Genomic DNA, 15,923 nt, shown 5'->3' on the forward strand with positions numbered 1-15,923 from the left:
GAGGTTGATTGGTCATTTACATTTCACATATCTACAAATATTTATCTCCGCTGGAGATAATAAAACAACTTCGGAGAAGTTGAATATTTATAGAAGTAATAAGCCTACCCTATTAATAACAATCCCAGCGGGATTGCATATCATATAGGCATTTCAATGTTTTTTTACATTTTTAATCGGTTTGTAATGATAAAGAAACAATCTGTGATTCTGTATCGGCATATTAAGCTGCCGTTAATCGGGACAAGCTATGATATAAGCAAAATGCCTTAGCAATCATTTTGTTGTTCATTTGGTATTACTTGCTTTTGCATTACAAGCAGGCTGTATAAAGTTTTAAAGTTAATGACCAAATAATAATAAGAGATAAAAAGGTGTTTTATAATAGGTTTTAAAGGCTAAAAAACTTTTAACTTTAAAGTCAATTATTTGTTAAAAGAGGAAAGAAATACAAAATGTTTTTCTCACGAAAATAGTTTTATGGATAAATTCTCATTCTTGGGTAACAGTGAAATAGGCTCAATCGACGAGCTTTATCAGCAATATAAACAAGACCCCGATTCGGTCGAAGAATCGTATCAGCAATTCTTTCAAGGCTTTGATTTTGCATTGCAAAACTACCAGCAACCCACAAGTTCAGGCCTGGTGGATAAAGAGTTTCATGTATTGAACCTGATACATGGCTACCGGCAGCGCGGGCATTTGTTTACCAAAACCAACCCGGTACGTACACGACGTAAATACTATCCAACACTTGATGTAGAGAACTTTCAACTCTCAGAAAAAGATATGGATACCGTTTTTCAGGCCGGTAATGAAATAGGCATTGGCGCCGCTCCATTAAAAGATATCATCAGCCACCTACAACAAACCTACTGTCAGTCGGTGGCGGTGGAATACCTTTATATACGTCATCCGGAAATCTTAGGCTGGATGAAAAGCCGCATGGAAAACGTTCGCAACACGCCTTCTTTTTCTCACGAAAAAAAGCGTCTTATTTTTAATCACTTGAATACAGCTGTTGGCTTTGAGAGCTTTATTCATAAGAAGTTTGTGGGTCAGAAACGTTTCTCACTTGAAGGTTCAGAAGCATTAATCCCGGGCCTACATGCCTTGATTAATAAAGGGGCCGAGCTGGGAGCCGAAGAGGTGGTGATTGGCATGGCGCACCGTGGCCGTTTAAATGTGCTCACCAATATTCTTCAAAAGCCCTTTAAGAACGTTTTCAAAGAGTTTGTGGGAGATGAGTACGAAGAGGGTATATCGCTGGGTGATGTGAAGTATCACCTTGGGTATTGCAGTGATATTGAAACACCCGATGGCAAAAAGGTAAGGGTTAATCTCACGCCGAACCCATCTCACCTCGAAACTGTTGCGCCCATTATTGAAGGAATTTCCCGTTCGAAAATTGACCATAAATACGATAAGGATTACGATAAAGTGGTGCCTATTGTCATCCATGGCGATGCGGCCATTGCCGGACAAGGTGTTGCTTATGAGGTGGTTCAGATGGCCCAACTGCGAGGATATAAAACTGGTGGAACCATTCACATTGTCATCAATAACCAGGTTGGTTTTACCACTAATTACCTCGAAGGGCGTTCATCCACCTATTGTACCGATGTGGGTAAGGTAACCCGCTCACCGGTTTTCCATGTGAATGGCGATGATGTGGAAGCTTTGGTTTACACCATTGAGCTGGCTATGGAGTATCGTCAGCGCTTTAACTCTGATGTATTTATCGACCTGTTGTCGTACCGAAAATATGGGCATAACGAGGGTGATGAGCCACGCTTTACACAGCCTATTCTTTATAAAGAGATAGCCCGCCATAAAAATCCGAGGGATATCTATAAGCTGAAACTGGAAGAAGAGCAAGTCGTATCTAAAGAAGATGCCAAAAAGGAAGAAGCCAACTTCAACCAGTTGCTGGAAGAAGAGCTGGCAGCATCGAAGGAAATTGATAAAGTGGTTATTCAGCGTTTCCTGCATGATGACTGGACTGATTACCGCTATTCAGAGGATGAGGATTTTGTGAAATCCCCGGATACCTCGGTGAAGCGCGAGCAGCTCATAAACCTTTTGGAACGTATCAATCACCTGCCGGAGGACATGCATTTCTTTAAGAAGCTGCATAAGATTGTGAACGACCGCAAAACCATGGTGGATGAAGATCGTCTGGATTGGGCTTTGGGTGAACAGCTGGCCTATGCTTCGTTGGTAACCGAGGGGCATCCGGTTCGTTTAAGCGGGCAGGATGCCGAGCGCGGTACTTTTGCTCATCGTCATGCGGCCTTAACCATCGAAGATACCGATAAACGCTATCGTCCGTTGCAGCATATATCGCCCGATCAGGCACCCTTTAAAGTATATAACTCATTACTGTCGGAATATGGGGTGATGGGTTTTGAGTACGGCTATTCGTTGGCCAAGCCCGAAGGATTGACCATTTGGGAGGCTCAGTTTGGTGATTTTTACAACGTGGCACAGGTGATTATTGATCAGTATATTTCATCGGCCGAAGAAAAGTGGGGTTTGATGAATGGTTTGGTATTGCTGTTGCCACATGGCTTTGAAGGGCAAGGACCGGAGCATTCAAGTGCGCGTGTTGAGCGCTTCCTGTCGTTGGCGGCCCGCAATAACATGCAGGTGGTGAACTGTACCACGCCCGCCAACTTTTTCCATGTGTTACGTCGTCAATTAAAGCGCGAGTTTCGTGTTCCATTGGTAGTATTCACACCAAAGAGCCTCTTGCGTCATCCTAAATGTGTGTCATCATTAGCAGAGTTTGAGCAAGGTGGTTTCAAAGAGGTGATTGATGATGATAACGTGGATGTGGCAGACGTGAAGCGTGTAGTATTCAGCACAGGTAAAATCTACTACGATTTGCTGGCTCGTAAAGAAGAACTAAATGCCCGCGATGTGGCATTGGTGCGCCTGGAGCAGATGCACCCTTTCCCACAAGAGCAGGTGGATGCCATTCTTAAGAAATACAATAATGCCTTGCTGCATCTTTGGGTGCAGGAAGAGCCGGAGAATATGGGTGCCTGGAATTACATTCGCAGTAAGATGCCAAATGCAGGCATTGTGCCTGTAGCACGCATTGCCAGTGGTAGTCCGGCCACCGGACTGAATGGGCTACACATTATTGGTCAGAATGAAATCGTTAACAAAGTATTTAAAGGCTGCCATTGTGAACGACAGCTTAAGTATTGTGGATTGCAATGTGTAGAAGGTAAATCCAGGACCGAGATACTTAAGCAGCACAAGTATTTTGAAGAAAAACCAAGATTTTCGATATAATAAGCAGACAGTAGTATCATGTCAGTAGTCAGTAGCGGTTTATTAGACATCGGTCTTTGTGCTTCGGACTTCGGACTAAAATTTGAGAAACATGATAATTGAAATAAAAGTGCCTACCCCGGGCGAATCCATTACTGAAGTTGAACTGGCCAGTTGGTTGGTTAGCGATGGCGATATAGTTGAGAAAGACCAGGAAATTGCCGAGATAGAATCGGATAAAGCCACACTCTCTTTGTTGGCTACTGAAGCCGGGAAAATAAAGATTGAAGTGGAAGCCGGTGAATCCATTGCAGTTGGTGCGGTTGCCTGTACGGTTGATACCGAGTTTGCAGGTGAGGCTAAATCAGCTCCAAAGGCAGAGGCTGCAGAAGCACCAAAAAAAGAAATTAAAGAGGTTGCTAAGGAAGCCCCTAAGCAAGAGACTGCTTCAACGAATTATCCAAATGCCAAAGCATCTCCTTTGGCTAAAAAGCAGATGGAAGCGGCTGGTCTGGATATCGATCAGGTGATTAACGGTTTAAAGCGTTTGTCAACCAAGGAAGTGGAGTTGGTGAAGAATATGCCGCAGGAAAAAGTTGTGACTTCATCCTCATCAGCCACGTCTTCGTTTATAGATGCTAGTGCCAGTCGGGATGCTGAGCGTCAAAAAATGTCAATGCTGCGCAAGAAGCTAAGCCAACGCCTGGTGGCTGTTAAGAACGAAACAGCCATGCTCACCACCTTCAACGAAGTGGATATGTCGGCGGTGATGGGATTGCGTAAAAAATATCAGTCCAAATTCATCGATAAGCATGGGGTGAAACTGGGTTTTATGTCTTTCTTCATCAAAGCGGCATCATTGGCTTTAAAGCATCACCCCATGGTCAATGCCATGATTGATGGCGACGAGATTGTGATGCCTGAATATCATGATGTATCGGTAGCTGTTCAAACGCCAAAAGGCCTAATGGTGCCTGTGATTCGTAATGTGGAAACTTTGAGTTTGGATGGCATTGAATCGGCATTGAAAGAATTGGCTGAGAAGGCGCGAAAAGGAAAAATAGGCTTGGAAGAAATGACTGGCGGTACCTTTACGGTGACCAATGGCGGTGTGTTTGGTTCGATGCTGAGTACACCAATCATCAATCCACCGCAGTCGGCTATTATGGGTATGCATAATATTGTGGAGCGTCCGGTTGCTGTGAATGGTAAAGTGGAGATTCGCCCGATAATGTACCTGGCCTTATCCTACGATCACCGCATCATCGATGGTAAGGATTCGGTAGGCTTTTTAGTTAAAGTCAAAGAAATGCTTGAGAATCCGGCTAAGTTGTTATCTGGCGGTTTTGATCCTGAACAAGCTGTTTTAGGATTGTAAAATTCTTCAATGAATATGAATCATCGAATTGTTGAAATTTCACCTGAAGCAACCATAGCCATCAGGCATCAGGTTATGTGGCCTGATAAACCAGTTGATTATGTGCGGTTGCCTAATGATGAAGAGGGAAAGCATTATGGCTTATTTGTTGATGACGAAATGGTTTCGGTGATTTCACTATTTATTACAGATAAGCAAGCCCAGTTTAGAAAGTTTGCCACTCTTCAGAGTTATCAGGGCAAAGGCTATGGAACACTGCTATTGAAGGAAGTGATACATGTGGCCAGAAACTTGAGTCTGGATAAGCTATGGTGTAATGCCCGAATGGATAAAGCTGGTTATTACGCTAAATTCGGGATGAAGTTGACTGATAGAACTTTTCTAAAAGGTGGGATAGAGTATGTTATCATGGAGAAAGCAATAAACTAAAGCATATTAACGAGGGTGTCCGAAAATCAAAAAATCATAATAATAAACTTATAATTCGTAAGAAAATACCTCTCCTCAATCCTCTCCTTCAAGGAGAGGAAGCCACTACTTAGAATAGGTATTGTCCTGCATTAGTGATAGTTGCCTTTTTAGATAATGTCACCTTCTCCTTGAGGAGAAGGCCGGGATGAGGTGATGAAGTTATAGATTAATTGTATAAAAAATGTCTCTCTTCATTTTCGGACAGCCTCTTTTCTTTTATTGGAATTGTTTGTCTCTTATCGCTTTAAACTCAGCTTGTGCTTTCCACTGCGGATAGGCATCCGTATTGGCAATTTCCCATCCTACACGAAAAAGGAGTCGGGCATCTTCAGCCACGCCTGAAACATCCCACCATTCTTCGTATTCATCATCGGGCTTATGGTAGCAGTTATTGATCCAGTACTGTTCTTTTTCACTCATGTAGCTTTGACCATGTTCCCAGTGATCGTTGTTGCCTCGCGCAAAAAGAGCAGGAATACCAACCCGTGCGAAACTAAAATGATCGGAACGGTAATACATACCTGTGTGAGCATTGGGATCCAACAGAATGTAACGTCCCTGTTTCTCAGCATGCTTTTTAACCAGATCATCTAAATCCGATTTACCATAACCGGTTATCATCACATCTCTGCATTTGCCAAATGGCAGCATCAGGTCGTTATTGATGTTGGCCACCGTTTTGTTAATCGGAAATATGGGATTGTCGGCGTAATAACCCGAACCATTTAAACCTGATTCTTCTGCTGTTGGCGCAAAAAACACGATGCTTCGCCGTGGAGGTCCAGGCATGGCTTTAAAGGCTTTGGCTATTTCCATCATCCAGGCCAATGAGGTGCCATTATCAACTGCGCCATTGTATATCGAATCGCCGTTCATGGGTTTGCCAATGCCCAGGTGGTCCCAGTGTGCTGAATAAAACAGGTATTCATCGGCAAGGTCGGTGCCTTTTATTATTCCCAGTACATTATGCGATACATCCTTTTGCCAGCTGTTATGTAGCTGCATAGTTGCTTTGGCATCCATCTTAAATCCATTAAAACCGCTTTGTTTTGCTTCATTTTTAAGGCTGTCCAGATTCTGGTTGAGTGATGCGAATAATTGATTAGCGACATTGGCATGTATCCATCCTTCTATCTGGCAGCGATCGGCATAATCATTCTCAACAACCGGATAAACCTTGGCAACGGCGGCTGAGTTGACTACCACCGACCAGGGATAGCCGGCACCTTTGTCCTCATGGATAATTAAACACCCGGCAGCTCCCTGGCGGGCCGCTTCCTCATATTTATAGGTCCATCGGCCATAGTAGGTCATGGCATTGCCAGTAAAAAAATCTTCACGGCCAGAGTACAGTCCGGGATCATTGACCAGCACAACTACTGTTTTACCTTTAACATCTAGCCCTTCGTAATCATTCCAGTTGTACTCAGGGGCAACAATACCATAGCCGGCAAACACCATTTCGGAGTGGTTTAATTCATTAATAGGTGTCATCTGTCGGGAGAAGGCAACAAAGTCGTCAAACACTTCCCATTGTTTCATAGAGTTATGGGCATCAATATGCATTGGACTTTCAACCGTGCCTTTAATTTTTACCAGTGGAACATCCTGAAGGTAACTGTTGCCGATAGCTGGAGCTAATCCAATTTCTTTATAACGCTCTTGCAGAAATTCCAGTGTTACTTTCTCGCCTTTGCTAAACGGTTTACGTCCAAGGAATTTATCACTACCGATTTCTTTTACAAATTCAACAATGGACTTTTCGGAGATAGCTTTTTCTGCTATGGTAAGGTTATTTGATTCATTATTACATGCTATATGAGCAAGTAGAATGGCCCCATAAAGCAAGTGTCTGGTTGTTTTCATAGTTGATTTAAATTGGATAAGCGAAGTTAGACTTTCTTATCTGGAACGAAAATTAACAGGCTGCAAATATTCGTTATAAAATAGGTTAGGAAGTTACAGCCAGAACTGAATTAGAATGCAATTTTTTTGCTTTGATTAAAGCTAAAATAATCAGAATATTAAGATGTAGAAGCCACAAACGATGACTAAATTCAGGTAACAAATGGGGGTATATGGCGTATCACATTTTTGAATTGAAGAAGTTGAGCAAACAAAAATAATAATTAACCTAGGGAGGGCAGAAGCAGTCTTAATTCACACCTGAGATTGCTATTCTGACCATTGAAACAAATTAACATGAAAAAAATGAAATGGTTATCAGCAATGCTTATTGCTGGATTAGTGGCTTTTACTGCTTGTAGTGATGATGAAAGCAAAGAGGTATTTAGCGATTTGTCACCAGAGCAGCACAAAAAAGAAATTGAAAACGAAGGCATTGCTTTAGTTCAAAAGTTAGATGCCGCAAAAAATCTGAAAACATTTGATGTAATCGATGCATTTTTTACCAACATGGATGCGGTTGGCACTCAGCCAACGCTCGCTGTTCAGTTTGGATTAAATGAGATTGTATCTCTGGCAAATGGTGTTAAATCAACTGTTAATCTGAAAGGTGCATTGGTTGAACAATCGCGTGCAACTGAAATGTTTGCAGAAGAAGCAGGTATCTTTTTATGGGATGCCGAAGTACAGGATTGGGAATTGTTAGAAACTTCAAGCACTGAAGCTACTTTCCGTTTCATGATAGATGGTCAGGATGCAGAGATTAGTGTATACGACTTTACTGCAAAAGATGCTACTCACCAGGATGAATATGCAGAAATGGTGGTAGAATTGCCCTTGACATTGAATGCACATGTGAAACTGAACAACGTTGTATTAACCAGCTTTTCGTTAGCTGCTGAATGGCATGACGATGACACACCTAAGCATATTCAGGAAATCATTACCCTTGAAGATTTTTCATTCGAAAGTGAGTTGACCAACACAAGTTCAACCATCGGTACCAGCGCCTCTTTTAACTATTTAAATGAGGTTATTTATGCCAATGGTATCAGTGTAGATGGTGAGTTCTCATACCATGAAATATTCGATACCATGCCACAGGACGGCAGTGGGATGGATGCTATCTTCACTCAGCAGGTTATTGAAAAATCAAATATCTGGTTCCAGCTGGGCAATATTAAGTTAGAAGGTATTTTTGATGTGAAAGGTTTTATTGATGCCTACATTGATGAAGTCGGCAATCTTCCTCAAAATCCGACTGAAGAAGACATGGAAAACCTATTGGTTAAATTAATCAATGAATATGCCATTTTGTATGTGCGCTATGCCGATACAAAAGAGATTATTGCCAAAGGAGAATTTTACCTGAAGGAAGTTGAAGATTACTACGGAGGAACCTATAACGAGCCTGCTTTAAATATGGTGTTTGGCGATGGTTCTAAAGTTACCGTTGATGAGTTTGTTAATAGCGGATTTGCAGGGCTGATAACCGAAATTGAGAACTTTGTAGCGGCCCTGGAGGCCAGCTATGGAGCACCTGTTCAGTAAATGATCAATAAATTAATATAGAAATTGGAGGCTGCTTTGTGGCCTCCAATTCTTTTATAAATAAAGTTAAGGTGAAGCACCTGTTTTTACTCATTTTCCTTCTGTTGTTAACTAATGTATTTGCACAACCCACAGCCTGGTGCATCAAAGGAGGTGTGTTTGATGAAGCTGATATACCTGTTCCATCGGTGCATATTACCACCCTGGATGGGAAAAAAGGAACTGTATCAGATGCTGAAGGACGTTTTGAGCTATGCGGATTGGCAGGAGACAGTGTTATTTTGCTGATTGGGCATACAGCCTTTGAACGCCAGAGATTAGTGGTGTACAAGGATAGGAATAAGGAGTTGGAAATATACCTGACACTTAAAACCTATAGCACCAAAGAGGTGCAAATAAAAGGCCAGCAAAATGCTATTGTGAGTAACTATATACCTGGTAAGCTTAGCCTCAAAAAGAAGGACATTTTAAATCTTCCGGCTTTTATGGGAAGTCCTGATGTACTAAGAGGCCTGCAATTGCTGCCCGGCATGCAGTCAGTTAGTGAAGGTAATTCTGGGATATATGTTCGTGGTGGTTCACCAGGCCAGAATTATGTGCTGTTTGATGGTATTGAATTAATGAATCCCACGCATTTGATGGGTATTTATTCAGTTTTCAACCCTTTACTTACCGAACATGTCGATTTTTATAAGGGTAATGCCCCCATTCACCTGTCATCACGGCTGGCTTCATCTATTATTGTTGATACCTATCATCAGAAAATAGACAGTAGCAATTGGGCCGGTAATATTGGTAATATCATTACCAATTTGACATATAATGGTCAGTCCGCCAACAATAAATGGTATTTTGCGACAGGTATCAGACGAAGCTACCTGGATGTATTAGGCTATATGGCTCGTCCGTTTCTTAGTGATGAAGAAAACTATTTTGAGCAGAATGCTTATACTTTTTATGACTGGAATGGTAAAGTAAGCTATCAATCAGGGCGCAATCAAGTGCAGCTGACATGGTATGTTGGACAGGATGATTTTCAGATGGATAATCCTAAACATCAACTGGAATCTCATTCAAAATGGGGTAACTGGGGAACGGCCATGCAATGGAAACACACGATTCAGCTAGGTTTTATGATGGAACATACCATCTCTTATTCTTCTTACTTTTCCAATTTCGGTGCTTCTATCCCTGATGGTACCATGCATTTTGATACAGACTATAGTCAGGTAAAATTACAAAGTGGCTTTAGTATGGTGGCCGATAAGCACTTTTTACGCTGGGGAAGTGATTTTACCTTTTACAATATCATTCCACAGCAGCTCGAAGTAAGTAATATTAGTAGTGCCGATGCCGTCATAGATGAGTATAAAAGTCTTGCCATCAGGCCATATATCAGCGATTACTATACTTTTAGTGATAGTTGGTCGTTGTATGCTGGCCTTGGTTTCAATGCTTACAAACTAATGCATTCGGGCAGAAATGGAAAGACAACGAGAAAAGATAATGGGGTGCAAATGGCTCCTAATATTATTCTTACACTGAACTACAATCGTTCGCGGCATGCCTCGTATAAATGGTCATATGCCTATACAACGCAGGATATACACCTGGCTTCAGTCGCTTCCATACCTTTACCATCTGATATTTGGATGCCAGCATCGGAAGCCTTGCCATTGGAGGCCAGTCACCAGCTGACAGCCGGGTATTTTAAATCATATACAGATAAAAAGCTGCAGTGGGGAATAGAATTATATGGCAAGTATATGCATCACCAGCTATTGGTGAAGTTAAATCAGAATCAGTCAGAAACAGAGCGTTTTGAGGATAACTTCTATCTGGGCCAGGGATTAGGCTATGGAAGTGAACTTTACCTAAGTAGTTCGGATGAGAAACTAAGCTATACCCTTAGCTATACACTTGGCTGGGTACATCAGCAGTTCGATGACATAAATAGTGGCAGATGGCACGATGCCAAATATGATCGACGCCATGATCTTAATCTACAGGCATCGTATAAGCTCAACAAACGACTTGATTTGGGAGCGGTGTTTATTTTCGCAACCGGAAATAAAGCTACCTTGCCAACAGGCCGCTACTGGTTGATGGGCGAAATAGCCAGCGATTATAGTGGTGTCAATAACTTTCGTATGCCGGCCTATCACCGCATGGATGTATCATTAAATTACCATTTGTCATCCAATTTATTCAAGGAGTCAGTCCTTAATTTTTCAATTATTAACCTTTACGGCCGAAGTAATCCATATTATATCTATTACCAGGTAGAAGAGGGCCAGCAGGATTATGCCTTAAGTATAAAAGCCAAACAGGTTTCATTATTTCCAATTATGCCATCCATCAGCTGGCGATTTAAATTTTAGTCTATGAGAATTGCTGTCTTACTAATACTACCATTATTATTGGCTTGTTCAAAAGATATAGAGCTGGATCAAATTAACTATGACTCCAAAATTGTAGTGGATGGCTGGATAGAAAACGACAGAATTGCTAATGTGCTTTTGACAATGAGTTCGCCATTTCTTACGGACTATGATTCTGCATCTATTTGCAATACTTTTCTCAATTATGCCAAAGTAACCATTACTACCGGTAAAGGAGAATCTGAGGTCCTTACTTTAACTCGTCAGAAGGAATTTTTTCCTCCTTTTGTATACAAATCAATCACCATAAAGGGGGAAGTTGGCGAAACCTATGCTCTTGAGGTGGTTTATCGCAATAAGGTGGTGAAGGCAATTACCTCAATTCCCACATTGCCAGATGTTAATGAGGTGGTTGCTGAGCCTGTTTCAGATACCTCAATGGTAATACTGGCTACTGTGAATGATAATGTTTTGAATGAAAACTACTACTATTCGCAGATATTTACCTGGCATTTTGATACCCGTTTTCATCCTTCTGACAATCCCTTGAAGAACGACCGTCTTTTTAATGGACAGATGCATACTTTTCAGGTGAAAAGGAGCAATCAACCCGATCCATTAAATATCTATAACATCGATTCTGAGCGAAATATTTTAGCTGGCGAGTTTGCCATTTCAGATACTGTTTCGGTAAAAATTTCACAGCTTGATAAGGAAGCCTACGAGGTTTTAAATGGGATCTACATCGACCATTTAAGTCAAAGCAGTCCTTTTACTTTCGTCGACCAAAAAACACATACAAATATTAAAGGTGGCATTGGGAGGTGGACCGGAATGGCAACGCGGCAGTTTATGGTATATAATAAAAAGCCCCGCAACTAAATGGTGCAGGGCCTCATATGTTTTTGTTCAAAGATTATCTAATACGATCCATCGACTTTAGTAGCGCAATGTCTTTACCAATGGCTCTTAAAGCTAAAAATGTTAATATTAGCGCAACAATCGGAAAGGCAGTCATTATCTTGTAACTCATCACGCCAGTAATTTCATCAATCAGCTGTGTTCCCAGGTAGTATATCATTCCTGTTGAGCCAAGCAGTAAAGCCAGATTTAATCCGCACAATCGTATTTGAAGCACACGTTTCTTAAATAAAAAGATGGTTATAAAGGCTATAAAAGTGGCAGCTGTTAGCAGAATAGCCAGCGCCAGAGTAGGAATAACTGTTTCACCATCAGCGTTAGTAAGTCCTCTGTACATGAAGTTATATACTTCGCCTGATTCGGCTTCAATCTGAGCAAAAGGCAGAAAGAATAAGCTGGTCATCAGCAGTCCGCTTAGCAATAAATATACTGTTTGAATTCGTTGTAACATGCTTAATTAATTTAAAAATGTGGACTGCGAATTTACATATTTTTATGCAATAAACTTAAGGCAATATTAATGTTTACTGACCTTTGCCCTGGCATATGCAAAAAGTGACAAGACAAGTCTGCTCTACCAGCTTAAAGCTGATTTTTCTCCTGTTGGTGCAAAATTGCCCGATTGGGATGCTTAATACCATAAAAAATCACTAATTTGACTGCAAATTGAAATTTACATGCAAAAGAAAATCGAAGCTTCAGAGCTAATAATAAATCCGGACGGAAGTATTTTTCATTTACACCTTAAACCGGAGGATATTGCCCGAGACATTATTCTAGTAGGTGACCCAGGTAGAGTCGAACTTATCAGTTCATTGTTTGATTCAATAGAACTCAAAAAAGCAAATAGGGAATTTGTATCATGCACCGGGACATATAATGGTAAGCGTCTTACGGTTGTGGCAACCGGAATAGGAACTGATAATATAGATATAGTTGTTAATGAGTTGGATGCACTGGTTAATATTGATTTTGAAACAAGATCGGTTAAACCTGAGCATACTCAGCTGAATTTTGTACGCATTGGTACATCAGGTGCCTTGCAGAAAGATTTGCCAGTAGACAGTTGGTTGTTAAGTGAAAAAGCCATTGGATTTGATGGGCTGATTAATTTCTATGCCCGTCGTAATGAGGTAAGTGATCTGGCATTTGAAAAAGCATTTACCGATGCACTGAACTGGAACCCTCTGCTAACAGCTCCATATGTGGTTGATGCTGCTCCATCGCTACTACATAAGCTTGACGGAGGCAAAGTAGTGCGTGGCGTCACTATATCGGCACCTGGTTTTTACGGACCACAAGGGCGTGAGCTGAGGCTGGACATTGCCGATAAGGATATCAATGCTAAAATCACAGGTTTCAACTACCAGGATTACCGTGTTACGAACTATGAGATGGAGTGTTCGGCCATCTATGGCTTGTCGGCACTTTTGGGCCATCAGGCAGCTACGGTATGTGTGATCATTGCCAATCGTTTGGCCGGTACAGCCAGTAAAGATTATAAACCAGTTATGAAGCAGCTGATTGAGCATGTAGTAAAAGGTTTAACGCAATAGCAGGCCTATGAATAGGGATAAGATAAAAGCATTAATAGCGCTGTTGGATGATCCGAACGATGAAGTATTCTCATCAGTGGAGCATGCACTGTTAAAGGAGCCGGTGGAGATTGTGCCAGAGCTTGAGAAGGCATGGGAAGCCTCGTTGGATGGCTTGTTTCAATCGCGTGTGGAAAACATCATCCATACCATTCAGCTAAATGATATTCACACTGAGCTGAAAAACTGGTTAGCATCACCTAATAAAGATTTGCTATACGGTGCTTTTTTGGTGTGTAAATATCAGTATCCCGAAGTGAGTATTATCCGCCTAAAGGAACAACTGTCAGAGTTGCGAAAGGATATCTGGCTGGAAATGAATGAGCATCTGACTTTCTTGGAGAAGATCCGCATTGTTAACCATGTTTTGTTCGACATCCATAAATTCTCGCGCAACACAAGCCGGTACCTGGCACCCGAAAATAATTATATTTGCGAAGTGCTTAATACCCATAAAGGCAATCCCTTATCGGTATCTGTTATCTATTCAATCCTTTGTCGTGAGTTAGGCATGCCGGTTTATGGCGTTAATCTGCCCAAAAACTTTATTTTGGCATTTATTGATGAAACAGCCATTAATGACAATGAGCAATTGGCAGATGAAACGGCTGTATTGTTCTACATTAATCCGATTAATAAAGGAGCAGTACTTGGTCGCAAGGAGATTGAGTACTTTGTAAAGCAGCAAAAACTTCAGCCAAAGGAAGAATTCTTTTTACCTTGCGATAATGTTACCATCATCAAACGGATGTTTAACAACCTCAGTTTTGGATATGACAGCAATGGTGAAGAATCCAAAAAAGAAGAAATACAAAAGCTGCTGGCTTTGTTTGATGAGCAATAATAACACACAATAATAATTCTAACTGAATATAGAAGAATGAATAAATTATCAGGATTACATCCTCAGGAAGTCTGGACACAGTTTGAGGCGATTTGTCAGGTGCCGCGTCCTTCCAAAAAAGAAGAAAAGATTATTGAATTTCTTCTGAAGTTTGCTGAAGAGAACGGGCTGGAGGCTAAGAAAGATGAAATTGGTAACGTATTAATTTCAAAGCCGGCTACCCCTGGTAAAGAAAACCTGAAGTCTGTTGTACTGCAGTCGCATATTGACATGGTGTGCGAAAAAAATAGTGATAAAAAGCATGATTTTGATAATGACCCTATTACGCCTGTTATTGATGGTGACTGGGTTAAAGCTGATGGTACCACCTTAGGCGCTGATGACGGTATTGGAATGGCTGCCCAAATGGCATTGCTCATTGCCAATGATATCGAGCACGGCCCCATTGAGTGCTTGTTCACTGTAGATGAAGAAACCGGTTTATCTGGGGCATTTGGTCTTAAGGAAGGATTTTTTAATTCGAGCATATTATTAAATCTAGATTCGGAAGATGACGGTGAACTCTTTATCGGTTGTGCCGGAGGTGTAGATACCCTGGCAAAGTTTCCATATCAAAAAGAAGCTGCTCCCGAAAAGGGCTTTGCTTTTAAAGTATCTGTTTCTGGCCTTAAAGGGGGCCACTCAGGCGATGATATTAATAAAGGACTGGGTAATGCCAATAAAATATTGAACCGTTTCTTGTGGGAGACAAGCCGTAAATATGATTTGCGTCTGGCTTCCTTTGATGGTGGCAACCTGCGAAATGCCATCGCCCGTGAGGCCCATGCTATTGCCGTTGTGCCCAATGCCTATAAAGAGCAGGTACGTGTGGCATTTAATCTGTTGTTTCACGATGTGCAGATGGAGCTGAAAGTAACTGAGCCTGGTCTGAGAATGAAACTAGAGTCGGTGGATGTACCTGCATTTGTGATGGATAATAACACTCAAAACAACCTGCTGAATGCATTGTATGCTTGTCCACACGGTGTTATTGAAATGAGTCGCGACATTGAAGGCCTGGTGGAAACATCAACCAACTTAGCCTCTGTTAAAATGCAGGATGATCATGTGCTGGTTACTACCAGTCAGCGAAGCTCCGTGGAAAGCTCAAAGGAGGATATTGCCAACATGGTTGACGCTGTGTTTACGATGGCAGGTGCAGAAGCTTTTCACACTGATGGCTATCCGGGATGGGCACCAAATACCGATTCTGAAATTCTGAAGATAACCAAAGAATCCTATGAGCGCTTATTTGGTAATGAGCCGGTTGTGAGGGCTATTCATGCGGGATTGGAGTGTGGACTCTTCCTTGAAAAATACCCGGGGATGGATATGATTTCATTTGGACCGACCATTAGGGGGGCTCATTCGCCAGATGAACGAATTGACATTGAGACAGTGGATAAATTCTGGAAACACTTGATTGATGTTCTGAAAAATATACCAGAAGCATAATAAAGCAAAAGAGGGTGTCCAAAATTGAGACATCCTCTTTTTTGTGTTTTAAAATAGATTTGCTTTTGCATTATTGCTATGCTGCTATGAAGTTGTGCACG

Annotated in this window: 11 protein-coding genes; 9 read left to right on the plus strand and 2 right to left on the minus strand. The window is 41.5% G+C overall.

What is annotated here, in order from left to right; all coding sequences use genetic code 11:
- Positions 1-480: 480 nt before the first annotated feature.
- The 3 genes from KDU71_RS22120 (at position 481) to KDU71_RS22130 (ending at position 5,089) form a co-directional block, all read left to right on the plus strand.
- Complete coding sequence (locus KDU71_RS22120) at positions 481-3,303, plus strand: 2-oxoglutarate dehydrogenase E1 component (protein ID WP_212193308.1); 2,823 nt, start codon at positions 481-483, stop codon at positions 3,301-3,303.
- A gap of 91 nt (positions 3,304-3,394) precedes the next feature.
- Complete coding sequence (odhB, locus tag KDU71_RS22125) at positions 3,395-4,660, plus strand: 2-oxoglutarate dehydrogenase complex dihydrolipoyllysine-residue succinyltransferase (protein ID WP_244828660.1); 1,266 nt, start codon at positions 3,395-3,397, stop codon at positions 4,658-4,660.
- Positions 4,661-4,675: 15 nt separating this feature from the next.
- Entirely contained in the window at positions 4,676-5,089 is a 414-nt protein-coding gene (locus KDU71_RS22130) for a GNAT family N-acetyltransferase (RefSeq protein WP_212193309.1), read from the plus strand.
- A gap of 258 nt (positions 5,090-5,347) precedes the next feature.
- Here the strand turns inward: KDU71_RS22130 and KDU71_RS22135 are convergent, their stop codons facing one another.
- Positions 5,348-6,997: a M28 family metallopeptidase gene (locus tag KDU71_RS22135; RefSeq protein WP_212193310.1), complete on the minus strand. Its 1,650-nt coding sequence runs from the start codon at positions 6,995-6,997 to the stop codon at positions 5,348-5,350.
- A gap of 336 nt (positions 6,998-7,333) precedes the next feature.
- Between KDU71_RS22135 and KDU71_RS22140 the strand changes: the two genes are divergently transcribed.
- The 3 genes from KDU71_RS22140 to KDU71_RS22150 all read left to right on the plus strand — a co-directional run bounded on the left by KDU71_RS22140 (position 7,334) and on the right by KDU71_RS22150 (position 11,850).
- The gene (locus KDU71_RS22140; RefSeq protein WP_212193311.1) at positions 7,334-8,587 is read left to right on the plus strand and encodes a hypothetical protein; all 1,254 of its coding nucleotides are present in this window, start codon (positions 7,334-7,336) and stop codon (positions 8,585-8,587) included.
- 71 nt (positions 8,588-8,658) lie between these two features.
- Positions 8,659-10,968, plus strand: coding sequence for a TonB-dependent receptor (locus KDU71_RS22145; protein ID WP_212193312.1), 2,310 nt, complete (start codon positions 8,659-8,661; stop codon positions 10,966-10,968).
- A 3-nt stretch (positions 10,969-10,971) separates the two neighbouring features.
- Positions 10,972-11,850 (plus strand): DUF4249 family protein, encoded by an 879-nt coding sequence (locus tag KDU71_RS22150; RefSeq protein WP_212193313.1) that lies wholly within the window; start codon positions 10,972-10,974, stop codon positions 11,848-11,850.
- 34 nt (positions 11,851-11,884) lie between these two features.
- Here the strand turns inward: KDU71_RS22150 and KDU71_RS22155 are convergent, their stop codons facing one another.
- Positions 11,885-12,340 carry a DUF4293 domain-containing protein gene (locus KDU71_RS22155; RefSeq protein ID WP_212193314.1) on the minus strand — a complete coding sequence of 152 codons (456 nt, stop codon included), beginning with the start codon at positions 12,338-12,340 and terminating at the stop codon, positions 11,885-11,887.
- A 226-nt stretch (positions 12,341-12,566) separates the two neighbouring features.
- On the opposite strand from KDU71_RS22155, the gene KDU71_RS22160 reads away from it, so the two are divergent.
- The 3 genes from KDU71_RS22160 to KDU71_RS22170 are packed head-to-tail and all read left to right on the plus strand — an operon-like array spanning position 12,567 to position 15,822.
- Positions 12,567-13,445 carry a nucleoside phosphorylase gene (locus tag KDU71_RS22160; RefSeq protein WP_212193315.1) on the plus strand — a complete coding sequence of 293 codons (879 nt, stop codon included), beginning with the start codon at positions 12,567-12,569 and terminating at the stop codon, positions 13,443-13,445.
- 7 nt (positions 13,446-13,452) lie between these two features.
- Complete coding sequence (locus KDU71_RS22165) at positions 13,453-14,328, plus strand: transglutaminase-like domain-containing protein (protein ID WP_212193316.1); 876 nt, start codon at positions 13,453-13,455, stop codon at positions 14,326-14,328.
- Between the two features lie 36 nt (positions 14,329-14,364).
- Positions 14,365-15,822, plus strand: coding sequence for an aminoacyl-histidine dipeptidase (locus tag KDU71_RS22170; protein WP_212193317.1), 1,458 nt, complete (start codon positions 14,365-14,367; stop codon positions 15,820-15,822).
- Positions 15,823-15,923: the final 101 nt, after the last annotated feature.

The sequence above is a fragment of the Carboxylicivirga sediminis genome (genome assembly GCF_018156225.1).
GTDB lineage: Bacteria > Bacteroidota > Bacteroidia > Bacteroidales > Marinilabiliaceae > Carboxylicivirga > Carboxylicivirga sediminis.